General features: G+C 45.4%; 19 protein-coding genes and 1 tRNA gene. 16 read left to right on the top strand and 4 right to left on the bottom strand.

Annotation, left to right across the window (positions count from 1 at the left end):
- The first annotated feature begins 1 nt into the window (after position 1).
- A complete protein-coding gene (locus ACZ483_RS09405) occupies positions 2–475 on the top strand; it encodes a chemotaxis protein CheW (protein WP_464323914.1) in 474 nt (157 codons plus the stop codon).
- A 136-nt stretch (positions 476–611) separates the two neighbouring features.
- Positions 612–2,501: a molecular chaperone DnaK gene (dnaK, locus tag ACZ483_RS09400; RefSeq protein ID WP_464323913.1), complete on the top strand. Its 1,890-nt coding sequence runs from the start codon at positions 612–614 to the stop codon at positions 2,499–2,501.
- A gap of 77 nt (positions 2,502–2,578) precedes the next feature.
- Here dnaK and ACZ483_RS09395 read toward each other — a convergent pair whose 3' ends face one another.
- On the bottom strand, positions 2,579–2,815 hold the full coding sequence (locus ACZ483_RS09395; protein WP_464325147.1) for a type II toxin-antitoxin system YafQ family toxin: 237 nt from the start codon (positions 2,813–2,815) through the stop codon (positions 2,579–2,581).
- Here ACZ483_RS09395 and ACZ483_RS09390 point away from each other — a divergent pair.
- From ACZ483_RS09390 to ACZ483_RS09340, 11 genes are all read left to right on the top strand, one after another.
- Entirely contained in the window at positions 2,763–2,966 is a 204-nt protein-coding gene (locus ACZ483_RS09390) for a hypothetical protein (RefSeq protein ID WP_464325173.1), read from the top strand. The two genes, ACZ483_RS09395 and ACZ483_RS09390, sit on opposite strands and share 53 nt — an antisense overlap.
- A gap of 231 nt (positions 2,967–3,197) precedes the next feature.
- Positions 3,198–5,222 (top strand): methyl-accepting chemotaxis protein, encoded by a 2,025-nt coding sequence (locus ACZ483_RS09385; RefSeq protein WP_464323912.1) that lies wholly within the window; start codon positions 3,198–3,200, stop codon positions 5,220–5,222.
- A 15-nt stretch (positions 5,223–5,237) separates the two neighbouring features.
- Positions 5,238–5,621, top strand: a complete 384-nt coding sequence (locus ACZ483_RS09380; protein WP_464323911.1) for a RidA family protein — start codon at positions 5,238–5,240, stop codon at positions 5,619–5,621.
- Positions 5,622–5,630: 9 nt separating this feature from the next.
- Positions 5,631–7,031 carry a replicative DNA helicase gene (gene dnaB, locus ACZ483_RS09375; protein WP_464323910.1) on the top strand — a complete coding sequence of 467 codons (1,401 nt, stop codon included), beginning with the start codon at positions 5,631–5,633 and terminating at the stop codon, positions 7,029–7,031.
- Positions 7,032–7,061: 30 nt separating this feature from the next.
- A tRNA-Asn gene (locus ACZ483_RS09370) sits at positions 7,062–7,137 on the top strand.
- A gap of 116 nt (positions 7,138–7,253) precedes the next feature.
- Positions 7,254–7,478, top strand: coding sequence for a tyrosine-type recombinase/integrase (locus tag ACZ483_RS09365; protein WP_464323909.1), 225 nt, complete (start codon positions 7,254–7,256; stop codon positions 7,476–7,478).
- A gap of 130 nt (positions 7,479–7,608) precedes the next feature.
- Positions 7,609–7,935, top strand: a complete 327-nt coding sequence (locus ACZ483_RS09360) for a hypothetical protein (RefSeq protein WP_464323908.1) — start codon at positions 7,609–7,611, stop codon at positions 7,933–7,935.
- A gap of 22 nt (positions 7,936–7,957) precedes the next feature.
- Entirely contained in the window at positions 7,958–9,823 is a 1,866-nt protein-coding gene (locus tag ACZ483_RS09355) for an N-6 DNA methylase (protein WP_464323907.1), read from the top strand.
- A 12-nt stretch (positions 9,824–9,835) separates the two neighbouring features.
- The gene (locus tag ACZ483_RS09350; RefSeq protein ID WP_464323906.1) at positions 9,836–11,278 is read left to right on the top strand and encodes a restriction endonuclease subunit S; all 1,443 of its coding nucleotides are present in this window, start codon (positions 9,836–9,838) and stop codon (positions 11,276–11,278) included.
- A complete protein-coding gene (locus ACZ483_RS09345) occupies positions 11,271–13,094 on the top strand; it encodes an McrB family protein (RefSeq protein ID WP_464323905.1) in 1,824 nt (607 codons plus the stop codon). The genes ACZ483_RS09350 and ACZ483_RS09345 overlap by 8 nt, the downstream gene beginning before the upstream one ends.
- Positions 13,045–14,322, top strand: coding sequence for an McrC family protein (locus tag ACZ483_RS09340; RefSeq protein ID WP_464323904.1), 1,278 nt, complete (start codon positions 13,045–13,047; stop codon positions 14,320–14,322). Before ACZ483_RS09345 ends, ACZ483_RS09340 begins: the two co-directional genes overlap by 50 nt.
- A 132-nt stretch (positions 14,323–14,454) precedes the next feature.
- Here the strand turns inward: ACZ483_RS09340 and selD are convergent, their stop codons facing one another.
- Together selD and selA are read right to left on the bottom strand one after the other, a co-directional pair.
- On the bottom strand, positions 14,455–15,417 hold the full coding sequence (gene selD / locus ACZ483_RS09335; RefSeq protein ID WP_464325146.1) for a selenide, water dikinase SelD: 963 nt from the start codon (positions 15,415–15,417) through the stop codon (positions 14,455–14,457).
- 157 nt (positions 15,418–15,574) lie between these two features.
- Complete coding sequence (gene selA, locus ACZ483_RS09330; RefSeq protein WP_464323903.1) at positions 15,575–16,927, bottom strand: L-seryl-tRNA(Sec) selenium transferase; 1,353 nt, start codon at positions 16,925–16,927, stop codon at positions 15,575–15,577.
- 139 nt (positions 16,928–17,066) lie between these two features.
- Here selA and selB point away from each other — a divergent pair, with 139 nt between their 5' ends.
- Positions 17,067–18,815, top strand: a complete 1,749-nt coding sequence (selB, locus tag ACZ483_RS09325) for a selenocysteine-specific translation elongation factor (RefSeq protein WP_464323902.1) — start codon at positions 17,067–17,069, stop codon at positions 18,813–18,815.
- Here selB and ACZ483_RS09320 read toward each other — a convergent pair.
- Positions 18,812–19,858, bottom strand: coding sequence for a transglutaminase-like domain-containing protein (locus ACZ483_RS09320; protein WP_464323901.1), 1,047 nt, complete (start codon positions 19,856–19,858; stop codon positions 18,812–18,814). The two genes, selB and ACZ483_RS09320, sit on opposite strands and share 4 nt — an antisense overlap.
- A 151-nt stretch (positions 19,859–20,009) precedes the next feature.
- On the opposite strand from ACZ483_RS09320, the gene ACZ483_RS09315 reads away from it, so the two are divergent.
- Both ACZ483_RS09315 and fdnG read left to right on the top strand, forming a co-directional pair.
- The gene (locus tag ACZ483_RS09315) at positions 20,010–20,918 is read left to right on the top strand and encodes a selenium metabolism-associated LysR family transcriptional regulator (protein ID WP_464323900.1); all 909 of its coding nucleotides are present in this window, start codon (positions 20,010–20,012) and stop codon (positions 20,916–20,918) included.
- Positions 20,919–21,149: 231 nt separating this feature from the next.
- A complete protein-coding gene (fdnG, locus tag ACZ483_RS09310; RefSeq protein WP_464323899.1) occupies positions 21,150–24,188 on the top strand; it encodes a formate dehydrogenase-N subunit alpha in 3,039 nt (1,012 codons plus the stop codon).
- Positions 24,189–24,190 lie beyond the last annotated feature (2 nt).

Here is a 24,190-nt window from a genome sequence, read left to right as displayed (position 1 = left end):
TATGGCTGAGTTAATGCCTGTAGGTGAAACGAGCCCAGAAAGAGTCTTTACGAACTTTGAAGAGTTCTTGGGAATTTCTCTGGAAAGAGAGCTGATAGGTATACCTCTGAAAAAGATACTTACGATATCGAAGGTTTTAGAAATAGTAAAAGTTCCGTACACTCCCTCTTACCTCGTTGGGGTAATAAATCTGAGAGGTGAGATCATACCTGTGCTCTCCTTGAAACAGCTTCTTGGGCTTTCAGAGAGCAGGGAACCGACCAGGATAGTAGTTCTCGACTCACCACACGGAAAGGCTGGCGTGCTGGTGGACAGCATAGTAGGTGTTATAAGGGTTCCTCAGGAAAGACTCGAACCCAACCCCATGGTGGGAAGGTACAGCACCTACATAAGCAACGTAGCCCAAACCGAGTACGGTTTAATGGAAATCCTCGATATAGATAAACTGATCAATTCGATAATAGATAAAGACTAAAAGCCTATTTGCTCCAAGCTTAACGGTGCCTTACCCTGCCTGAAGAAGAGCTTAATAAAGCTATTTTCATAAAACTTGACACAAAATCACTAAAGGTTTAAAATAATTGACACATAGTAAGAGAGGAGGTGGAAAGATGGCTGAGAAGATCCTTGGAATAGACCTCGGGACCACGAACTCCGTTGTGGCTGTTATGATGGGGGACGAGGCTGTCGTTATACCAAACCAGGAGGGAGCGAGGTTAACACCTTCGGTGGTCTCATGGACCAAAGAGAAAGAGATACTCGTCGGAGAACCCGCCAAGAGAAGGGCAGTTCTCGATCCTGAAAACACCATATATGAGTCCAAGAGGTTCATAGGCAGGAAGTTCGACGAGGTAAAGGACGAAGCCAAGAGGGTATCTTACAAGGTGGTTGCGGACGACAAGGGAGATGCCGCCTTTGACGTTCCCAACGCGGGTAAGATAGTCCGTCCGGAGGAGGTGGGAGCCCACGTTCTCAGGAAGCTAAAGGAGGCTGCCGAGGCGTATCTGGGTGAGAAGATAACTAAGGCAGTCATAACCGTTCCCGCCTACTTCAACGAGAGACAGAGACAGGCTACCAAGGACGCGGGAAAGATAGCTGGTCTTGAGGTTCTCAGAATTCTGAACGAGCCAACCGCAGCAGCCTTAGCTTACGGACTTGATAAGAAGTCCGACGTCAAGATCTTGGTTTACGACTTCGGAGGCGGAACATTCGACGTTTCCATCTTAGAAGGTGGGGAAGGAGTTATAGAGGTCAAAGCCACCTCCGGAGACACCCACCTCGGCGGTGCGAATATAGACGAGAGAATAATGGAGTGGCTCATAGAGGAGTTCAAGAAGGAGACGGGGATAGATCTCAGGAAGGACAAGACCGCCCTCCAAAGGCTCAAGGAGGCTTCCGAGCAGGCCAAGAAGGAACTCTCCTTCAAGCTCGAGACGGAGATCAATCTCCCCTTCATAACGATAGATCCCAATACAAATCAGCCCCTCCACCTCCAGAAGAAGCTCACGAGGGCGAGACTTGAGGAGATGATAAAGGATCTCATCGACAGGACCATGGACATAGTCAAGAAAGCCCTCGAGGACGCCAAGCTAAAGCCCGAAGACATAGACGATATAGTTCTCGTCGGAGGATCAACGAGGATACCCCTCGTCCAGCAGAGGATAAAGGAGTTTTTCGGTAAAGAGCCCCACAAGGGGGTGAACCCTGACGAGGTGGTCGCCGTAGGTGCTGCAATACAGGCGGGAGTCCTCTCCGGAGAAGTCAAGGAGATACTCCTCGTTGACGTTACACCCCTCTCCCTCGGAGTGGAGACCTACGGAGGTGTAATGACCGTTCTGATACCGAGGAACACGCCCATACCCTACAAGAAGTGTGAGGTCTTCACGACCGCCGCGGACTACCAGACGGAGGTGGAGATCCACGTCCTTCAGGGAGAGAGACCCTTAGCAAAAGATAACAAGTCCCTCGGTAAGTTCTACCTTACAGGAATACCTCCCGCACCGAGGGGAGTTCCCAAGATAGAGGTCTGCTTCGACATAGACGCGGACGGAATACTACACGTTACCGCCAAGGATCTCGGAACGGGTAAGGAGCAGTCCATCAGGATACAGCCCTCCTCCGGTCTGACGCAGGAGGAGATAGAGAAGATGGTAAAGGAGGCGGAAGCCCACGCGGAGGAGGACAGGAAGAAGAAGGAGCTCATAGAGAGCAAGAACCAATTAGACCAGCTCATCTATAACCTCGAGAAAATACTCAAGGAGAACAGGGACAAGCTTTCCGAGGAGGACGTCAAAGAGGCGGAGTCCGTCATAGAGGAGGCTAAGAAGACGATACAGGAAGCGGAGGACATAGAAAGGATCAAGTCCATGACCGACAGGGTCTTAGAGGTCTCCTCCAAGATAGGAGCCAAAATGTACGAAGGCGCAGGCAAGCAGGCGGGAGGAGAGGAAGGTAAGAAAGAAGGAGGAGACGACGTAGTCGATGCAAAACCCGTTGACTGATCCCTGTTCCTCCCGCCCCTCCTCTTTCCTGTTTAGTGTAAGACGTTCTAAAGTAATCAGCAAACTCCAAGCTCCTTTTACTTGAAAACTTCCGAAAGAGAACCCTTGAAGAGCAAGATCAGATCATGCTTAGGATGTATGTCCCATATATCCCGCAAATTACCTTTGAGTTTGTGAAGGTTATATCTCGCAGACAACGGTTGTTCCCTGCATACCCACTTAAGCAGATCTTCAACTACGGTATCCAAAAAGTTCTTAAGGGTGGACGAAGAAACCAAGAGGGAAGCAGAAAGAATAGTCAGGAAGCTCGGCATTCCGATGTCTTCCGCCATATACGCTTTCCTAAAGGCAGTTCCGCCCTATCCTTATGAGGGAGGTCTTGCAAAAATAAGAAATGCAGAGCTGTCCGAGCCCTCTTTGAAGTCTCTCAGAGAACTGGAGGAGGGTAAAGTAGAACCATATTGAGGTAAAAAGTTAGGGGGGATGAATAATGATAAAAGACTGGTTCATTCCTCTGAGCGCGCTTGTGGTTTTACTCTTAATGGCATACTTCGCCTTCTTCACGGAACCTGACAAACCTTCCGAAAGTAAATCTTAGCCCGTTCAATACGGCTCTACCGCAGGTATAGGGCGGAACTGAGTTTGGCGGACCCTCTGAAAGCGGAGGTAAAATCACGATACTATATAATTCAAAGCATGAGTTTGAAAAGGAAAATAACCTTTTCTGTAGCTTTACCTCTGTTGTTCATGTTCCTCTTTTCGCTCATTCTTTCCGTAAAGTTCTGGTCTGATTACAACTCTTCAAAGAAGGTTATCGAGATTTCCGAGCTTGCCAAGGGTGCCCTGTTGCTCGTTCATGAACTTCAAAAGGAGAGGGGGATGAGTGCCGGCTTCGTGGGTAGCGGGGGTAAGAAGTTCGGCGATAAGCTACCGAAACAACGGACCGAGACGGATAAGCGCCTCAAGGAGTTCAGAGAGGTAGCGAAAAGGATTAAGCTCCCACCCAGAGCCAAGGAGGTTCTGGACAGGATCTCTTATGAGCTTGAAGAACTGAACTCCGTCAGGGATAGGGTGGACAACTTCGCAATTCGGGTAGGGGACGTAGTCCAGTACTACACCGCTATAAACGAGGATCTGATAGGACTTGTAGGTACGGCTACGAGGTACCTGCAGGATGTAGATGCTGTGGCGAGGGTGATAGCCCTCAAGGAGTTCTCCTATGCGAAGGACACCGCGGGTATAAAGAGAGCCCTCGTCAGCGTGGTCTTCGGGAAGGACTCCTTGGACACCAACATACTGGCGAGATACAAGGAGATAGACGGCAGGGAAAAGGCTCACATGAGGTCCTTTTCAGACGTTGCTCCCGAGGAATACATAGAGCTCTTTAAGGAATACTCGCGGCGGGAGGAGTTCGTCAGGGCGTTCGAACTTGAAAGGCTCGCCTTCTCTAAGGGGTCCGACTACGGGGTGGATGCGGAACACTGGTTTCAAATTCAAACCGAGAAGATAAATATCCTCAAGGAAATTGAGGACAAAATGCTCTCCGATGTGCGGAACTTCGCAGTAGCGTTGAGCAGATCGTCCCTCGTTAAGTTCGTTTCCGTTGTTGTTCTTTCTGTTGCGGTCTTCTTAGGGGTGTATATCTTTGTGCACAGAACGCTCCGCTCCGTAAACACCAGAATAGAGGACGTTGTAGGGAAGGTGGTTGACATAGCACGCAGGATGGAGTTCAAAGTGCAAGGCTCTTTGAGCGACGTAAAGGATGAGTTCTACCACCTTGAGAAGGCGGTAATTGACATGCTCACTAACATAGGTTCGGTGGTCCACAACCTGGCTGAGATAATGAAGGAGGTGGCGAAGGGTAGGCTCAGGCATAAGATTGAGGGGGATTTCCGCGGTGATGTAAAGATCTTGGTGGATAGCATAAACACCTCCTTAGATAACCTACAGAGGGCTATGGATTCGATAAAGGGAGTTATGGAGGCGGTTTCCAAAGGTAATCTGAGAAAGAGGATAGAAGAGGAGTTCAGCGGGGATCTTAAGGAGCTTGCAGAGTATATAAACAGCTCCCTTGACGATTTGCAAAAGGCTCTGCTCCAGATAAGGGAGGACATAGTAACGGTTACCTCCAACCTTTCAGGCATAGTTACCTCCGTAGATGAAACCTCCGAGGCTATAAGGCAGATATCGGAGGAAACCTTGAAAGCGAGGAACATATCCATAGATATGAAAGACACTATAGACGACGGCAAGAACAAGGTAGAGCTTATGCACTCTGCTATAAATCGCATAGTTGATGTGAGCGCGAATATAAACTCCATAACGGAGACGATAATAAACATAGCGGAGCAGACCAATCTCCTTGCCCTGAACGCGGCGATAGAGGCTGCGAGGGCGGGAGAGGTGGGGAGAGGTTTCGCAGTTGTTGCGGATGAGGTCCGCCGGCTCGCGGAGATATCGGGGAACGCCGCCAAGGAAATATCCGAGCTTGTTGAGAGGGCTCTCAGAACCGTTGAGGAAGGCAAGAACGCATCCGAGGAGGTGGTGGAGAGCTACCTTAAGATAGATGAGGTTACCAAAGAAATAGCCACCGCAATAGACGCTATAGCCACCGCTATGGAGGAGCAGAGCAGGGCGGTTGATACAATCAGGGACAACATAACCGAGATATCTAAGAGCACGGAGAGTATAGAGAACAACATAAAGAAGTTTGAGCTTTAGGGGGGTGAAGGAAGAATGAAAAGGGCAGTGCACACTGAAAAGGCTCCCAAACCGGTAGGTCCCTACTCCCAAGCTGTAGAGGTAGGAAATACCCTTTACCTCTCTGGACAGATAGGGATAGATCCGGAAACTAACAGGCTCAGGGAAGGGTTTGAAGATCAGGCGAAGCAGGTTCTATCGAACGTGGAGGCTGTTCTCGAGGCTGCAGGATATTCCAAGGAGAATGTAGTGAAGGTCACCATATATCTTACCGACCTTAGTAAGTTCGGGATATTCAACGAACTATACGAGGAATTTTTCAAAGATGTGGAACCCAAGCCGGCGAGGGTGACGGTGGGAGTTAAAGAGCTCCCTCTCGGAGCCGAAATAGAGATAGAGGTGGTGGCGGTAAAGGATTAAGTTATTAGTATGCTCTCTCTCAATATAAAACCCCCTTACGACGAGTCGGCTGAGAGATCGGTTCTCGGAACTATGCTCGCCGACCCAGATAACATACCCACGGTTTTGGAGTACCTCTCGGAAGAGGATTTTTACATAGAAGAGCACAAGCTCCTCTTTTCCATAATCGTCAAGCTCTGGCAGGAGCACGGAAACAACTGGGACGAGGTGGTCCTGAGAGACTATATAAGGAAGGAGGGTCTTGAGGAGAGGCTCCCCTTCGACTGGATCTTGGGGATTTACGAAGAAGCCGCTCCAATAAACACGTTGGAAACCGCCTGCAGGATAGTCAAGGAGAAGGCAGGACTGAGATCCGTCCTTGAGCTCTCCATGAACCTGATCAAGGATATAAAGGAGCTTCAGGACTTCAATACGATAATAGAGATAGCCCAGTCGAAGATATTCGAGATATCAGAGAAGACCACCGTAACCCACTACCACCATATAAAGGACGTAGCTAACGAAGTGATAAAGATGATAGACAACTTCAGAGAGACCGAGAGGCTTGTAACCGGGCTCTCGACAGGATTCACAGAACTCGATATGATGACCACCGGTTTCCATCCCTCCGACTTGGTTGTTCTGGCGGCAAGGCCGGGAATGGGTAAGACATCCTTTATGCTCACCCTCGTCCACCACGTTGCCTTCGTAGAAGAGAAACCCGTAGCCATTTTCTCCTTAGAGATGAGTAAAGAGCAGCTCGTTATGAGGCTCCTATCGAGTATGGCTGAGGTTCCCCTCCAGAAGCTAAGATCCGGCTTCGTTACTGAAGAGGAGAGAGAGAAGCTCCTAACCGCCGCCTTGGAGCTTTCCAAGTCCGAGATCTATATAGACGATTCCCCTTCCCTTACGACAACAGAGCTCAGAGTGAAGGCGAGGAAGCTTAAGAAAGAGAGAGGTGTAGAGTTTGTGGCTATCGATTACCTTCAGATGCTGAGGTCTCCCGTGAGGAAGTCCTCCCGTCAGGAGGAGGTCGCCGAGATCTCGAGGAACCTCAAAGCCCTCGCCAAGGAGCTCTCCTTACCCGTCTTAGCCCTCGCACAGCTCTCAAGGCAGGTGGAGCACAGGAGTGACAAGAGACCTCAGCTCGCGGACCTAAGAGAAAGCGGTCAAATAGAGCAGGACGCGGATCTAATAATCTTCCTCCACAGACCTGAGTACTACAAGAAGAATCCCTCTCCCGAGGAGAAGGGGATTGCGGAGATAATAGTTGCCAAGCAGAGGCAGGGACCCACAGGGATAATAAAGGTCGCCTTCATAAAGGAGTTCGCCAAGTTTGCCTCCTTAGCAACGCCTGCATCTCAGATAGAGGAGGACGTTTTCGAAGAAGAGGAGAGCTTTTCAGACGAGGACTACGACCTTGATTTTTAAGGGTGTGAGGGATAAAATTTAATTTCTGCATCCGGGGTAGCTCAGCTGGCAGAGCGGGTGGCTGTTAACCACCTGGTCGGGGGTTCGAATCCCTCCCCCGGAGCCAATATGATGTCTGTTTCGAACTCCTTCAGAGCCTCCTTCCGACTTGCCCGCACGAAGGAACTTGACTTTTTGCCTTCCTTTGCTATATATCAATCATCATATGAGGGAGTTAACCTTATGATGAAAGGTCTCTCTGAAATAATGACACTAGAAGAGACCGCAAAATATTTAAAAACTACAAGGGAAGGAAACCTTGAAAGTGGTGTTGATTTAAGATATGTTCAGAAGATACTCGGACATAAAAGTAGTAAAACAACGGAGATTTATACACATGTTAGTAAAGCAGGCATAGCAAGTACAAAAAGCCCTATTGACACATTTTTTAAAGGGAGGAAACCATGATTGCACCCAGAGGGATGTATATACGCAATATTGCGTATATACCACTAAATCATCAGGATATCCGCAATGCGGATATAAACGAGTTATCTGCCATTATGCCAATCAAAAATGAATATAGGAGGAATGAAAAATGAGTTTGGTTACAGAAATCCAGAAAGTCCATGACTTCCTATATAAAGAAATAGGGGACACAAAAATCTTGCTGCCTCTAATGCTGACGATATTGGATAAATACAAAGAAAAGAAAAAATCAGGAAGTACTGACCCAATAAATGACCTAAGAAATGAACTGCAAAGACTAGATAGAAGGATGATGGAACAAACACTACAAAAAATTAGAAGAGAACATTCAAATCTAAATCCATTATTGGAACGTTTAATAAACGATTCCTTAAATGCAATAAGTCCTGATAGACTTCCAGACGCTAAAATAGAGAGCAAAACAAAGAATTCTTAGAGCTGACAGTTTCTTAAGAGGATTGGAGAGGGAAGAGGATTTTATTGGAATTCTTTTTGAAACTTTGGCTGCTCACAGCGGAGTGTTTGATAAAAAAGAGGGGCGATTCTTTACTCCAAAAAATATTATTCTTACAGTAGTAGAAATAGTCGGGTCTCTTTTTGAGAAAAGTTCCGTTGAGTTTTCTAATTTATCAGTTTGCGATCCCTGCTGTGGCTCAGCCCGATACTTAGTTCACTGGGTAAATAGACTAAAGAGAGAGTATAATTTATCTGATAAATACATACAAGAAATTTATTCAAATAAGATTTTTGGAATAGATATAAGCCCAGATGTCGCAAGTTGGGCGGCGTGGAACATGATTTTCCACGGTGATGGAGCTGCTAACATAGAAAATGCAGACTCATTGAACTGGTATGGGTTTTTGGTCTATTGGGACTTAATCCAGAAGTTATTAGAGGAGCTCCAGGGAAAAATAAACGAACTGAAAAGGATGTATCGTCAAAGAGATGTGTTAAAGGTAATCGATCAAATAGAAGAAATATCAAATGTGGCTCTGGGGTTGAAAGAGAAATACGATGTAGATTTAGAGTCTGAAGAGATAAAAGGATTGTTTGTAATGCTCGACAGATTAATTGATCTTCACCACAAATTAAATTTAGAGTGGAATACTTTAGAAGAACTCAGCAGAAGAAGAGATTTTAAAAGTATAGCAGAAATAATAAAATTAAGCTGGTCAGATAAGCATTCAGAAATTAAGAATGGTTTTGACTTAGTAATAACCAACCCACCTTTTGGAAGAGGAAGTCAAGATTTGATGGTTACAAATCCGTTTATCCTCTGTCAATACAAATTAGCAACTGAGCTCTGGTTAGGAGATATGAGTAAAGAGATTGCCGAAAAACTTTTAGAGAAACAATTTGGAATGGGTATTGCAGACTTTTACAGGCAATGCCTAAGAGAGATGGGAATTAGTGAGGTAAAGGAAGAATATGAAATAAAATTCAAAGATCTACCAAGCAATCTGTTAAAAGCATTAGCAGCTAAACATGGTGTTTCAACGCGAGGAAAAACTAAAACTCAAATTGTAGAGGAATTACAAAACAAACTTAACCGTGAATTTCTGATATATGGTGAATTATCCTTAAATTTAAACTCGCTGCCTGACTCCTTTATCAAGAAACTTGCATCCAAAATTCTTTATGAAAAAGAAGGAGGAAAATCTAAGGTTGGTGAATTCTTGTACAAAAAGATTGAGGAGAAATTAGGGAGAGAATGGATAACAATCGAAGATGTTTATAATTATTCTAAGAAACTGGTTATAAGGGATAGTTCCACTGGTGATGAGCATATTATATATTATGATGATGCTGGAAGACCGATACTCTTCAAAGATGCTTTACCTAAACAGGTTGTCTTTCTTGAAGAGTTCTTAAGATTTGTTAAGGAGGGTGGGTATGTCTTTACGGTTGTGGATACTGGCGTCTTATCCAACAGCGAAGACGAATATGTAAGGAGATTTCTTTACAGAAATTCAAGAATTCATGCTATTGTAGAGTTTCCACACAATGCATTTAAAGCTGCAGGAACGGGTGTCAAAACCGCAGTTATTCTATATCAGAAAATGAAAAACCCACCTGAAGATTACGAAATCTTCGGCTCATTACCTCAGTATCTTGGTTATGTATTAAATAAACAGGATACCCCGCCAGATCCAGATCACAACGACTTGGGTAAAGTTCTTTGTGACTGGAGAAATTACATTGGCTTAGGCAGAATGTGTGATCCGTGCAAGAATCCAGACGCTAAGGAGGAAGAGTGTTGCGATTGGTATAAAAATGGATACTGCCCTGTCTGGAGGTATGAAATTGAAAAAGCGGATTTGTGAGGGGGTGGGGAGATGAAAGTGATATCAGAAATCTCAGTAATTTCAACGCTTCAGAATTATCAAAGGTTTTACCGAGCAGACCCTTACTCAGTTCATCCGAGGAAAGTGAGGAGTATTGAAAAGGTAAAAGAAATAGCCGAAGAAAATAGCTACGATGTTTTACCTCTACTAAAATTATTGGAAACACCGCCATCTTCGGGCAGAGGAGGTTTACCGCTTTCATCTGATGGGGAAGTTAAAATAGTAAAACCCGCAAATCTTACAGACTTATTTTTTGTAGATCTTACAAACTGTGAGAGAACTACCATTGATGCATACAATTCGTCAGAAAAAGGACGCCTGCAAGATGGAGATATTCTTGTCCTATCTGCCGCTCATGCAGAAGGATATATCGGAACAAATACATCCATAGTCCATTTAAACGATAATGAGAAAGCAATTTGTATAGGAGAACTAATTCGTCTGCGACCAAATATTGAAAAAATCAATCCTTATTATCTTATCCTCTATCTTAACAGCATGATTGGGAAATACATGCTCAATTATTCGGTAAGGGGCCAAACTGTTCATCTGTATCCAAAAGATATAGAACATTTACCCGTCTTACTACCTCCACGAGAAATTCAAGATTCCATCGGCAACAAACTAAAGCAAGCCATAGAGGCAAAAATTGAGGCGGAGAAGAAGAGGAAGGAGATTAAGGAGATTTACGCGGAAATTTTACCTGATACTGAGAGGTTAATAAGATATAAAAAAGAGATTTCCACTATTGTGAGGATTCAGGATGCTAAAAGGATTGGCAGAGTAGATCCTCAATATTTTTCAAAATGGATCAAGCAAATTATTGAAAATGTCCAGCAAATAGGTTGTTTCTTTTTGGAAGAAAGCAAATTTCTAAGAGGGAAAACTCCGAGTGAAAAGGAATATAAGAATTCAGGTGTATTTGTGGTAAAGGTTAGAAACATTCTCCAAGACGGAAGAATAGAGATAAAAGGTGAGAAAAGCTACATTGATGAAACTGACTTTGATAAAAATTACAAAAACTTTGCTATAGAATATGGAGATATTATCTTTGTAGCTACTGGAAAAGGGTCAATAGGAAGAGTAGGTATATTTCTCCATGATTTGAAAGCTGTGTGTTCTGGTGAATTGCTTATATATAGAGAATCTGACGAAATAAAAAGATGGCTCATCTTAGGATTATTTCTACAGCCAGTAATGCAGGAAGTGCTTGATAAGATAGCTTTGGGTCCAAGCGGCCAAACTCATCTCTACCCTAAACAAATAACTAAAATTCCAATACCTAAATTTTCAGAGGATAAAATCAGAATTCTTGTGAATAATTTGAAAAATTACTTTTCGGTAATAGATGAATCTTTACAGCTCCACATTCAAGCAATGGAAGAACTTAACAAACTTCTTGGCTTAAATTCTGGAGGTGATAATTATGAATAATTTGAAGAAAGAAGAACTTAAAAAAATAGTGGAGGAATTTAAACAACAGTATCTCAATACTGAGCGTGGAAAGGAGCATTTAGAAAGATATGAAAAAGAAAGGGAAGAGGTCAGAAAGGTTTTTAACGAAATCAAAGAAAAGAAGAGTAGGAAAGAAGATATTACAGATTTAGTTTTGTATAGGTTGCTTCCGTATCAGATTAACGAACCTAACGAAAAAAGAGGATATAGAACAAGTATATGGGGTGTTGTTACAAAGGATATTAAATCATGGTTTGAAAATGCTGGATGGCAAACTTCAGATAACTGGTCAAATGTTGCCGAAGCAATATTTAATCTAATTGAAACTTTAGTTGAAAATGATGATGTTGAGACTCAAAAAAGGGCAATAAAGCTGTTTGTGGAGAGTGAGTATAGCAAAGGATTTCAGACAGGATTTATAACACCAATACTTTACCCATTAAAAAATGACTTTCTAATTATAAATAATAAAACTGTTGACACTGTTCACTTCATTTCAAGGAATTTTTATGGAGAAGGGGTTAGAATTTCCACATTGCTTGATGAATATCTAGAAAATAATGATAAATTAAAAAAGTTTATTGAGACAGTATCTCAAGATATTCTAGAGTTCTTTGATTTTGATATATTTGATATGTTCTGCCACTGGATGTGTGACAAAAATTTGGGAGGTTATGCAAGAAAAGTTGTTTATGTTCCACATGAGGAAAGAGAGGCTATTTCTCTCGCTCGAACCACAGATGACCCTAAGGTATTAGGAGAACTCTATAAGCAGCATAAGGAAAAACCAAGAGTTGTAAAGGTTATCGTAAATAATCCATATTGCCCCTCTAATATCAAAAGAGATTATTTAGATTATGTCCTTAACAACTATCTTAGAGCGTATAAAGCCAGATTGAGAACATACATTACCGACTGGGATGACCTTCTTGATGCCATGGAGATATGTCTTGAAGTATGGAATCCACCTCGTGAGGTTGCACCCATTCCAGAAATAGATTTAGAAGACCCAAGAATGAAAGAAATCTTTGAATCTATACAGAACTACAAACAAGTTATTCTCTATGGACCACCGGGAACAAGTAAAACATACTACGCTAAGGGGTTGGCATTTGCCATAGCCAATGATCCGAACAACATCGAATTTGTCCAATTTCACCCCTCCTATTCATATGAAGATTTTGTAGAGGGCATTTTCCCTGAGGTAGATAAAGAGACTGGACAAATAGCCTTCAAAATTGAAGGCAAGATTTTTAAGAAATTGTGTAAAGAAGCAAAAAGTAATCCGGATAAGAATTATGTCCTTATAATTGACGAGATTAACAGGGCGGATTTATCAAAAGTATTTGGAGAGATATTTTCTGCTCTTGAATACAGAAAAGAAGTTGTTAAATTGCTATATTCAAGAGAGAGTTTTACAATTCCCACAAACCTATACATCATCGGCACTATGAATACCTTGGACAAGTCCACAGTAGATATAGACTTTGCCTTAATGAGACGGTTTAAATTTTTTGAAGTTGGGCCTGACACAAATGTTTTAAGAAAAATACTAAAAGAAAATGGAGTAGAAAATGATTTAATTGAAAAAATCATAGAGGTTTTTGAGAAAATACAGGAATTCTATCCATTGGGGCATGCCTACTTCAAAGATGTAAAGTCCAAGCAAGACCTGAAACTATTATGGGAGCATCAACTCTCTTTTCTTTTGAAAGAGTATTTCACTGATTTGAAGAAAGATGTCTATGAAAAAATCAGAGAGATATACTGGGAGGGACTTGAACTTGAGGATTGATCTCAAAGAATGGCAAGATATTGGGGAATTACCAGAATTTAGGGATAACCCTTTTTTGCCACTCAGGAGCATCTCCTCAGATATCAGACCATTCATTGATATAACTGATGTTTCTCCAGCTGGAGTAAGAATTAAAGCAAAGAATTATGTTGGCATTTTACCCATAAGTGAAGAGATTATAATAACAGTTAATCCAAAAGCCCCAATAGAAAATTTTCTTTACATACTTTACAAAGCTCAGGGAAGAAGAGTATCTATAAAGGACTTAAAGGAAATTGTGCAAGTTGGGAGAAGATACGCAAAAGAATATCCTAACGTTTTTCATTTTCTGATATATGTTCTCTTAGTTGAGTTAGAGAAGATAAAAAGATTTGGCTTTCTGAAAACATCACAATATTATACTCAAGATACACTAGTAAAAGGTAAATTGTTGGTTAAGGAAACAATAAATAGTTGGCTAAAAGGGAATAAATCAAAAGTTGTTTGTGGAAATTTTGAGTTATCTAAAGACAATCCTGAAAATAAAGCAATAAAATTTACTTTGTGGATGCTTTTATCTCTATATTCTCATTCGTTGCGAGGCGAAATAAGAAACAGCTTCTTTGAAAAATACAGGTGGTTTGAAGGTATTCCTTTACCACGAGGTATTGACTTTGTGAATGAGATTGAAGAAGCAATCACCTATCAAACTCTTCCAAATAGCAGGAGTTATTATTATGATATACTTAATTTGTGTATGTTTTTTATTACACATTCAACATTAGACATTAAATCAGCAAAAGAGGTTAAAGTAAAATCATTTGTAGTTGATATGAATAAAGTTTTTGAAGAGTACATTTATAATGTGCTTAGGGAAAAGCTAAATGAACAATATAAAGTAAAAAGATACCAGAAACGACCACTGTTCGATAATACATTGAAATACGAAATTGAACCAGATTATTTAATTCTAAAAAACGGCAATGCCATAATTATAGCGGATGCAAAATATAAAAACGAGCCAACAACTGATGACTTTTACCAAGTATTAGTTTATGCTGAAAGATATAATGTAACGAACAGCATACTTATCTACCCTTCTTGGTCAGGTGAGACCCATACTGAATCGTTTACATTCAAAGGGAAACAAACAAAGGTAATCTATTACAATATGTTGGATGTTGAAAGGTCGGAAGAGGACTTAATAACAACAATAAGGAGGTTACATAATGGGCGCAACGGCAGATAACAAGCGGGTATTTGGCTTCGGCTTACGCCTCCGCCCAAATTCGCTCCGCAAACTTCAGATACCCGCCAGCCGTTAGTAGAAATTTATAAGACCTGTTCAAATTTTGAAAGAGCTGTCAGGTAGGGAAGCCAATCAAACCACCTCTAAGATCCTCTCAGGTAAAACCTCTCCTACGATCCAGAAGTCAACGCCGAGTTCCTTAGCTTTGCTCTGCAAATAATCTTCCTTTTCCCTATCGATCGTGAAAAGAAGTCCTCCCGACGTGACCGGATCGGAAAGCAGGATAAGCTTCCAGAGATCCAGATCGCTCCTCAGATGTTCTCTTACAAAGTTCAGGTTATCTATAGCTCCCTTAGGATAAACCTTCCTCTTAACAAGTTCTACCGACAGCTCATATATGGGAATTCTGTCAAACTCTATTCTCGCACCTACCTCAGAGTTCATGCATAGGTTCCAGGCGTGCCCTAAGAGCCCAAAACCAGTGACGTCCGTGCAGGAGGTAGCTCCAAGAGATAGCATCAGGTCTTTCGCCTTATCGTTCAGTGTGAGCATATTCTCTATCGCATCGCTTATGTCCTTCTCCTCGAGCAGTCCCTCCTTTACACCTTTCACGAGTATTCCTGTTCCCACGGGCTTGGTAAGAACGAGAAGCTGTCCCGGTTTGGCTCCGCTCTGGGTTACGTATCTCCCATCAAGACACACCCCTGCAACGGCAAGACCGAACTTGGGCTCCTTGTCGTCTATCGTATGTCCTCCGAGGAGAACGGTTTTGGCCTCCCTCAGTTTATCCACCGCCCCCCTCATGACCTCTTTAAAAACGCTCACGTCAAGATCACAGTTGTTGAAACCCACTATAGCGAGAGCGTTTAAGGGAGTCCCTCCCATGGCGTAAACGTCGCTGAGGGAGTTTGCGGCGCTTATCGCTCCCCAGAGGTAGGGATCGTTGAGTATAGGTGTTATGAAATCAACCGTATGAACCCAGACGGTGCCGTTGTGTTCGTAGACTCCCGCATCATCCCCTATGGACACGAGCGTACGCTCGTCCGTGTAAACATCCAAGCCCTCTAAGATCTCCCGCAGGTCACCCGGACCCAGCTTGGCCGCTCAACCCGAAGAACGAACAAGTTTGAGAAGTTCCACCATGTTTAAAAGTTTAATGTTATCGAAAGCTCGGTTCTTTAGAGTTTTTGGAACCTTTGCCACTCCTTCCTTTGATAAAATCGAAACTACGAATTCGGGAAGAAGCTCGCCCTCATAGAGCTGAAATAAGAGCTTTCCTTATATCCTCAAGTTCTTTATCAGATACGGTTCTCATGTCGAGGAGGAGTTTATCCTCCCTTATCCTCCCTATAACCGGTGGATCGGCCGATCTTAGCCTCTTGCTAAGCTCCTCTACAGAAAGATCCTTGTGCCTTACCGCCACGCAGTAGGTCGGAAGCTCAAGCTCCGGAAGCGATCCCCCTCCGGGCTTGGCTATATCCTTCACAATTTCGGTCTCGAACCCTTCTAAGTTTTTCAGAAGCCTAAAGAGCTTCTTAGCCCTTCTCTTGAGAATCTCCTCCCCTTCGGAGAGCATCCTTACGACAGGTATCTCACCATACCTCCCCTCGAGATACAATCTGAGAGTCATCTCGAGCCCAGCGAGAGTCAGCTTGTCTATCCTCAAAGCCCTTGCCATCGGATTTTTCTTTATTCCCTCGAGGTAAGCCCTCCTTCCCACTATTATCCCAGCCTGAGGACCTCCCAAGAGTTTATCTCCGCTTCCGGAAACCACGTCTATTCCTGCCAAGATACACTCCTTAAAACTCGGCTCCCGTGAAGGAATGCCCAGCGCTTCAGGATCCATAAGTAGACCGCTTCCCGCATCGTAGTATGTGGGTATCTTGTATCTCCTGCCAAGCCCGGATAGCTCCTTAGGATCCACCTCATCGACAAACCCTTCCATGTAGAAGTTGCTCCTGTGAACCTTCATAAGGAGAGCGGTGCTTTCGTTTATTGCTCCCTCGTAATCGCTCAGTCTCGTTTTGTTGGTAGTTCCCACCTCCCTCAAGATTGCTCCGGAAGCCCTCATTATGTCAGGTATCCTGAAACTTCCTCCTATCTCCACCAGCTCACCCCTCGAGATGACAACCTCCTTTCCGTTTGCAAAGGTGTTAAGAACTAAGAAAACCGCTCCGGCGTTGTTGTTCACTACTAAGGCCGACTCTGCTCCGGTCAGCTCTTTTAAATAATCTTCCACGTGAGCGTTCCTCGAGCCTCTTCCGCCCTCTTCGAGGTCGTACTCGAGATTAGAGTAGCCTGCCCCTATCGCTGTTATGAACTCGAGCACCTCGGGATTTAAGGGAGCCCTTCCAAGGTTCGTATTTATAACTATTCCCGTAGCGTTTATAACCCTCCTGAGCTTCGTTTTCATCAGGTCCTCTATCCTCTTCCTTACCTCTTCGTATATATCCTCTACATCCGTTCTCTTCCTCTCCCTTATCTCCTTTCTGAACCTCTCCGTTACCTCCCTTGCCGCCCTTTTAATATACTCTTCCGGATATTTATCCTTAAACGTCTCTATCAGCTTCGATACCTGAGGTATCTTTCTGAAAAGGTTGTTCATATCGTGCTATTTTAATATCTATGCTCTGGATATTACTGTTCCTTCTCGCTATCTCCATATCGTGTTCCACAAAGCCAGAGGGGAAAGAAAGTAACTTTGAGATAGGTGTTAGAGGGAAGATCGAGTTAAAGCATAGCCGATGAGGTACGTCCTTTTCGCGACCGCAGGACACGTGGATCACGGTAAGACAACTCTCATAAAGGCTCTCACCGATATAGATACCGACAGGCTCCCCGAGGAAAAGAGAAGGGGATTGAGTATAGACATAGGTTTCGCCTACTTGGACTTCCCCGAGATAGAAACGAGGCTCGAGCTCATAGACGTTCCCGGACACGAGAGGTTTGTGAAGAACGCGATAGCTGGTCTGTGCTCCGTTTCCGGTGTTCTCCTGGTGGTAGATGCAGGTGAAGGTGTCATGCCCCAGACCGTGGAACATCTCCGAGTGGCTAAGAGCTTCGGAGTACGTAGAGGGGTCGCGGTTCTCACAAAGATAGACAAGGTAGAAAAGGATCTTGTGGAGGTTGCGGAGGAGGAGCTCAAGGACTTCCTAAGGAGGGAAGGGTTCAACGTACCTATAGTTAGGGTTTCTGCCTTTACTGGCGAAGGTTTGGAGGAGCTGAAGAAGGCTCTCAGAGAGGTTATCGAGGATTTGGAGGAGAACAGAAGAGAGAAGCCCCTGCATATATTCGTTGACTCAGCCTTTACAGTAAAGGGACACGGAACCGTTCTGAGAGGAAGCTGTTTTGAAGGTCAGGTTAAGGAAGGTGAGAGAGTGATTGTAGAACCCATAGGTGTGCTATCAAGGGTCAGGAGGATACAGAACCACGGCGTGTTCGTGAAAAGAGCTGTTGCGGGAGAGAGGGTGGCTCTGAACCTGCCAGAGGTTGATTTTGCAAAGGTGGAGAGAGGCTTCTGGGTTTTAAAGCCCGGAAGTTACGAGAAGAGCAGGCTCCTTCTCATAGGGACTGAGGTACCGCTCAAACCCGGCAGGATGTATCAGCTCTTCTTCGGAATGAGAGAGGTCAGGGGAAGGGTAAGAGTTATAGAAGAAGACCTTTATCTATTCAGGCTTGAGGAGGAGGTTGTGGTCCGCCGGGGGGACAGGCTCGTCCTGCTGGACTCATCGGGAAGTTTTCTCGGAGGGGGTGAGGTTCTTCATCCTAAGGTACGCGTGACTAAAAAGGCTTTCATAAAGGAAAACATCGAAAAACTGAAGGACAGCTTCGAGAGCTATCTCCTGAAGGAAAGGGGTCCACTCGGTTTAACGGTAGAGTTCTTCAGAAGACTGACCGGCGAGAATCCGAGGGTGGAGATTTTGAGATCAGAAGGCGTTGAGATAAAGGGTGTTTACTATCCAAAGGATCTCGTCGGGAATATGGAAAGGAAGCTAAGGACGTTCCTCGATAGAGAGCTCAAAGACGCCTTCGGCGTAGATAAGGAGAGGGTTAAGGAGAGGTTTTCGCTCAGCGACGAACTCTTCGAATACCTGCTTGGGAAACTTAAGAACTATCGGCTCCTGAACGAGCTGATAATAGATGAGAGGAAGAGCGATCTTACAAAGAATGAAGATTTCCAGAGGCTTAAATCAGTCCTTAAAGAAGGGATCAAAGAGGAAAGGGAGATACTCTTGGAGGGAGTGCCTAAGGAGATACTGAGCCTTGCGGTTAAGAGAAAGTACGTTCACAGGATAGGCGAATACCTCATAATCTCTGACGAACTGTTGAATAGATACATAGGCGAGCTTAAAGAAATAGGAGATACCTTCAACGTTCAGGAGGCTAAGGAGAGACTCGGTCTTACGAGGAAATACCTGATCCCGCTTCTCGAGTACCTCGATTACTTAGGTTTTACTGTTAGGGAAGGAAACGAGAGGAGGTGGAGGCGCTAAGCCCTCACAAGTTTTATTCTGTAAACGAAGCTCTTTGGCTCGAGCCAGTTCAGAGGTTCACCCTCCACCTCTGCGTAGGGGTATCCGAACAGGTTCAGAGGCTTTACCCTCTGGGGAGGTTCCAAGACGAGGTCCCTTCCCCAGTTGTAGGCTATCCAGTGGGGATCCCAGTTCCCGAAGAGATAACGGCGGGCGAAGTCCACCCTCGGATGGTTGCGGGAAAGTTTCTCCTTGAGTATCAGTTTTGTTACGTCCGCAGGATCGACCGGTATCCACTCACCCGCCCAGAACTCAGCCCTGCAGTGCTGCGCCTTGGTTATATCTTTGCTCCCGGGCTTTATGGAGAGCTCTTTAGAAAAGCTCGAGGGTAACACCCTTATACCAAATACCTCCCTTGCTGGAACACCCACCGATCTGCACAGTGCTACGAAGAGGGAACTCTGATCCGCACACTTCCCTCCTATCTTCTCTCCCTTATCAAGGAGTTCGAGCATGAGGTTAACATCACCCGGGCCACATCCCTTCACCTTCTCATCCCTGTAGGTATTATCTACAACCCAGTTGTATATAGCCCAAGCTTTCTGAAGGGGTGTCTTCTTTCCTTCGGTTACTTTTAGAGCCACCTCCTTGACCTTACCCTCCGTCGGGAGATGCTCTGTGGGTTGCAGGTATAGGGATAGCTCCCTGGGTGGTTTAAAGTTATCGTCCACAAAACTGACCCTTCTTGGAGAGAACTCTACCGCCACCTCAAGCCTCAGAATCTTCTTTCTGTCCCCACGAGGGAACTCGGCGTAAAGGGCGGGAGATCCGTAGGTTCTGTCCCTGTATATCCCCGTACGTCTGTAAGTCCCCTCAAACCTTAGACTAAGAACTCTCTGGTAGCCAGTATTTATAGGAAGCGGAAGCCAGAGGTGAGCCTCTCCTTCGTAGGGCAGATCCACATCGTAGCTGAGGGCAACCTTCCTTGAAGAGAAGGAGAAGCTTGGAAAAGCAAAAGATATACCGAAGGCGGAAATCCCTTTAAGAAAGTTCCTCCTGTTCATAACCCCACCTCCTCCCTTAGATTTTCTTATGTGGACAGCGGTGAATCCTACGAAATTTTTGCAATTAACTGGAGATACACTTTGAAAAATTTGCAGTATGACTTTACTCCATATATTACGGAGTAAGGAGTTCTATAATCAGTTTTAGGGGATGCTAAGGGACATAGATCTGAAGCTTTTGGAGATATTTTGTTGTGTTTACGAAAAAAGGAGCCTCACCGAAGCTACCAAATGCCTCCATGCCTCCCAATCTACTCTATCCTTTCATATCAAAAACCTTGAGAAACAGGTAGGGCAGAAGCTCTTTTACAGAAAAGGTAAAACCCTCGTGCCGACGACCTTGGCCGACAGACTCTACGATTACGCACGGGAACTGATGGATTTCAAACTCAGGTTAATAGAGGATATAGGCAAGTATTCGGGAAGACGGGGAGGAGTGGTAAGAGTCGGGGCGAGCAGTATCCCGGGGAACTATATACTTCCAAACCTTATAGGTGAGTTCACCGCAAGTTTTAAAGGAAACCTCAATGTAGAGCTCGTGATCGGTGACAGCAGAGAGATCTACGAGAAGGTGATCGGCGGTAATGTTGATTTCGGGATCATAGGTTACCTTCCGGAGAAGGAAAGTATCGAGTTCGTAAAGTTCTACGAGGACAGGATATGGGCTGTTGGAAATCCCGAACTCGAGGACAAAACTTACACCCTCGAAGAGCTTAAGTCTATTCCCTTGGTCATCAGGGAGGAAGGCTCCGGAACGAGGAGCATGGTAGAGGAGAAACTGAGAGCCTACGGGCTTTCTCTGAAGGATATGAACGTTGTGGCTACCCTGGGAAGCAACGAGGCGGTTAGGAAGGTTCTGAGATACGTGAGGGGATTCTCCTTCCTGTCGAACTACACGCTTAAAGAGGACAACTTCTTAGTAAAGCTCAGGGTCTCCGAACTGGGAAGTATAGTGAGGAATTTCTACTTGGTGAGGGACAGGTCACGCCCGCTGTCCCAACTCTCCCAAGATTTCCTGGAGTTTTTGCTTTACAAGTCTAAAACCTCGTTTGATTTTTGATATAAAACAATTCGATTTTATTTTTTGAAAAGTTGAATATAAAGATTGTCTTATATAAAGTTATTCGCATATAGAGAAGAAGATATAACGCCTGTCTTCCAGAGAATTGGCGTAAGCCCCAGGGTCAGAAAATATACTGCTATAAAAGGAGCTCACGAGGTCAATTTTTAGGCTTTTAAGTAACAGAGATATTAATTAAAAAGTTGAAAACTCCATAGAGGGGGTGTAAAGATGGAGATCTCAAGGAGAGGATTTCTCAAGCTTTCGGCAGGAGGCTTGGGAGCCGGCATTGTGGGAGGTCTTGGCTTCGACCTCACGCAGGCTCATGCGCGGGTGCGGGAACTCAAGATAGCCAAGGCTAAGGTTACAAAGAGCATATGTCCCTATTGCTCTGTATCCTGCGGCGTTTTAGCCTACTCCCTTTCAGACGGTGCTATGAACGTCAAGGACAGGATAATCCACATCGAGGGAAATCCGGATGACCCGATAAACAGGGGAACCCTTTGCCCTAAGGGAGCTACTCTGAGAGACTTCGTGAACGCTCCCGATAGACTTACCAAGCCCCTTTACAGACCCGCTGGAGCCTCCGAGTGGAAGGAGATAAGCTGGGACGAGGCTATAGAGAAGTTCGCAAGGTGGGTAAAGGATACGAGGGACAGAACTTTTATTCATAAGGACAGGTCCGGGAGGGTGGTAAACAGATGCGACTCCATAGTGTGGGCTGTGGGCTCGCCCCTTGGGAACGAAGAGGGGTGGCTCATGGTGAAGATCGGCATAGCTTTGGGTCTCTCGGCGCGAGAAACACAGGCGACTATATGACACGCACCTACGGTGGCCAGTTTGGCCCCAACCTTCGGAAGAGGAGCGATGACCAACAACTGGATAGACATCTCCAATTCGGATCTCGTCTTCGTTATGGGAGGGAATCCAGCGGAGAACCACCCCTGTGGGTTCAAGTGGGCTATAAAAGCCCGTGAGAAGAGGGGAGCTAAGATAGTCAACATAGATCCGAGATTCAACAGAACATCGGCGGTGGCTGACATCTTCGTCCAGATAAGACCTGGAACCGACATCGCTTTCCTCGGTGGTCTTATCAACTACATCCTTCAGAACGAGAAGTATCAGAAGGAATACGTGAGGCTACACACCACGGGACCCTTCATCGTGAGGGAGGACTTCGGCTTCAAAGACGGGCTCTTCACGGGATACGATCCTAAAACGAGGAGCTACGACAAGACCACGTGGGACTATGAGTTCGATCCCGCCACAGGCTATCCCAAGATGGATCCGGAGATGAAGCATCCGCGTTGTGTTCTCAACATCCTGAAGAAACACTACTCGAGATACACACCGGAGGTGGTCTCAAAGATATGCGGATGTTCCAAAGAGGATTTCCTCAGAGTTGCGGAGGAGGTGGCGAAGTGCGGAGCTCCCGACAAGTTCATGACGATCCTCTACGCCTTGGGATGGACCCATCACTCCTACGGCACCCAGCTCATAAGAACCGCCTGTATGCTCCAGCTCCTGCTCGGAAACATAGGCTGTCCGGGAGGTGGAATAAACGCCCTCAGAGGTCACTCCAACGTTCAGGGAATGACAGACCTCGCCGGCCAGAACAAAAACCTCCCAACCTACATAAAGCCTCCTAAACCCGAGGAGCAGACCTTAGCTCAACACCTCAAGAACAGAACTCCTAAAAAGCTCCATCCCACGAGCATGAACTACTGGGCGAACTATCCTAAGTTCTTTATTAGCTTCCTCAAGTGCATGTGGGGCGACGCCGCAACACCTGAAAATGACTTCGCCTACGACTACCTATACAAGCCCGAGGGAGGTTACAACTCCTGGGACAAGTTCATAGACGATATGTACAAAGGAAAAGTGGAGGGAGTGGTAACGGTAGCTCTAAACTTCGTAAACAACACGCCTAACGCCAAGAAGACGGTAAGGGCTCTAAGGAACCTCAAGTGGATGGTTGTAATGGATCCCTTCATGATAGAGACAGCCCAGTTCTGGAAGGCGGAGGGAGTAGATCCTAAGGAGATCAAGACGGAGATACTCGTCCTCCCAACGGCTACCTTCTTAGAGAAGGAAGGTTCCTTTACCAACAGTGCAAGGTGGATAAAGTGGAAGTACAAGGCTACTGACCCTCCCGGAGACGCCAAGGATGAGTTCTGGATATTCGCAAGGTTCTTCATGAAGATAAAGGAGCTCTACGAAAAGGAAGGGGGAGCGTTCCCCGATCCCATACTCAACCTTGTCTGGCCCTATCAGAACCCCTACTATCCGACGGCGGAGGAGATACTCACCGAGATAAACGGCTACTACACCAGAGACGTGGACGGACACAAGAAGGGAGAGAGGGTAAAGCTCTTTACAGCACTTAGGGACGACGGATCTACGGCCTGCGGAGGATGGCTCTACTGTGGAGTTTACCCGCCGGAGGGCAACCTGGCTAAGAGAACTGACCTGCACGATCCCCTCGGCTTAGGGACCTATCCCAACTACGCCTGGAACTGGCCCGCCAACAGGCGAGTTCTCTACAACAGAGCCTCCGCCGATGCAAAGGGAAGACCGTGGGATCCCGAAAGACCTCTCCTGAGATGGGATCCTGAAAAAGGAAGATGGGTAGGAGATACGCCGGACACTGCAGCCACCGCACCGCCTGAGAAAGGTATAGGTGCCTTCATAATGCTCCCTGAGGGAAGGGGAAGACTCTTCGCCGCCAAGAGCTACGCCACCTTCAAGGACGGACCCCTGCCGGAGCACTACGAACCTTACGAGTCTCCCGTGACCAACATCCTCCATCCAAACGTTCCCCACAACCCGGTCGCGAAGGTTTACAAGGCGGACATAGACCTACTCGGAACGCCTGACAAGTTTCCCTACGTCGCCACAACCTACAGGCTAACCGAACACTACCACTTCTGGACAAAGCACATATACGGAACTGCCCATCTCGCACCCGTGATGTTCGTCGAGATACCGGAGGAGCTGGCTAAGGAGAAAGGTATCCAGAACGGAGATATGGTAAGAGTCTCGACGGCACGGGCTTCCATAGAAGCTGTGGCTCTCGTTACCAAGAGGATAAAGCCCCTTCAGGTCGCAGGGAAGACCGTTTACACCATAGGGATACCTATACATTGGGGATTCGAAGGTCTGGTGAAGGGCGCTATAGCCAACTTCATAACGCCCAACGTCTGGGATCCGAACTCGAGGACGCCCGAGTTCAAGGGCTTCCTTGCCAACATTGAGAAGATAAGAGCTTAAGG

The sequence above is a fragment of the Hydrogenivirga okinawensis genome (assembly GCF_055385515.1).
Note: the sequence above shows the minus strand (reverse complement) of the source record. Positions and strands in the feature narration are given on the sequence as shown.

What these genes read in the sequence shown, in the direction of transcription:
- ACZ483_RS09405 (WP_464323914.1), top strand. Translation starts at nt 2, where the DNA reads ATGGCTGAGTTAATGCCTGTAGGTGAAACGAGCCCAGAAAGAGTCTTT.
- dnaK (WP_464323913.1), top strand. Translation starts at nt 612, where the DNA reads ATGGCTGAGAAGATCCTTGGAATAGACCTCGGGACCACGAACTCCGTT.
- ACZ483_RS09395 (WP_464325147.1), bottom strand. Translation starts at nt 2,815, where the DNA reads ATGCCGAGCTTCCTGACTATTCTTTCTGCTTCCCTCTTGGTTTCTTCG.
- ACZ483_RS09385 (WP_464323912.1), top strand. Translation starts at nt 3,198, where the DNA reads ATGAGTTTGAAAAGGAAAATAACCTTTTCTGTAGCTTTACCTCTGTTG.
- ACZ483_RS09380 (WP_464323911.1), top strand. Translation starts at nt 5,238, where the DNA reads ATGAAAAGGGCAGTGCACACTGAAAAGGCTCCCAAACCGGTAGGTCCC.
- dnaB (WP_464323910.1), top strand. Translation starts at nt 5,631, where the DNA reads ATGCTCTCTCTCAATATAAAACCCCCTTACGACGAGTCGGCTGAGAGA.
- ACZ483_RS09365 (WP_464323909.1), top strand. Translation starts at nt 7,254, where the DNA reads ATGATGAAAGGTCTCTCTGAAATAATGACACTAGAAGAGACCGCAAAA.
- ACZ483_RS09360 (WP_464323908.1), top strand. Translation starts at nt 7,609, where the DNA reads ATGAGTTTGGTTACAGAAATCCAGAAAGTCCATGACTTCCTATATAAA.
- ACZ483_RS09350 (WP_464323906.1), top strand. Translation starts at nt 9,836, where the DNA reads ATGAAAGTGATATCAGAAATCTCAGTAATTTCAACGCTTCAGAATTAT.
- ACZ483_RS09345 (WP_464323905.1), top strand. Translation starts at nt 11,271, where the DNA reads ATGAATAATTTGAAGAAAGAAGAACTTAAAAAAATAGTGGAGGAATTT.
- ACZ483_RS09340 (WP_464323904.1), top strand. Translation starts at nt 13,045, where the DNA reads ATGAAAAAATCAGAGAGATATACTGGGAGGGACTTGAACTTGAGGATT.
- selA (WP_464323903.1), bottom strand. Translation starts at nt 16,927, where the DNA reads ATGAACAACCTTTTCAGAAAGATACCTCAGGTATCGAAGCTGATAGAG.
- selB (WP_464323902.1), top strand. Translation starts at nt 17,067, where the DNA reads ATGAGGTACGTCCTTTTCGCGACCGCAGGACACGTGGATCACGGTAAG.
- ACZ483_RS09320 (WP_464323901.1), bottom strand. Translation starts at nt 19,858, where the DNA reads ATGAACAGGAGGAACTTTCTTAAAGGGATTTCCGCCTTCGGTATATCT.
- ACZ483_RS09315 (WP_464323900.1), top strand. Translation starts at nt 20,010, where the DNA reads ATGCTAAGGGACATAGATCTGAAGCTTTTGGAGATATTTTGTTGTGTT.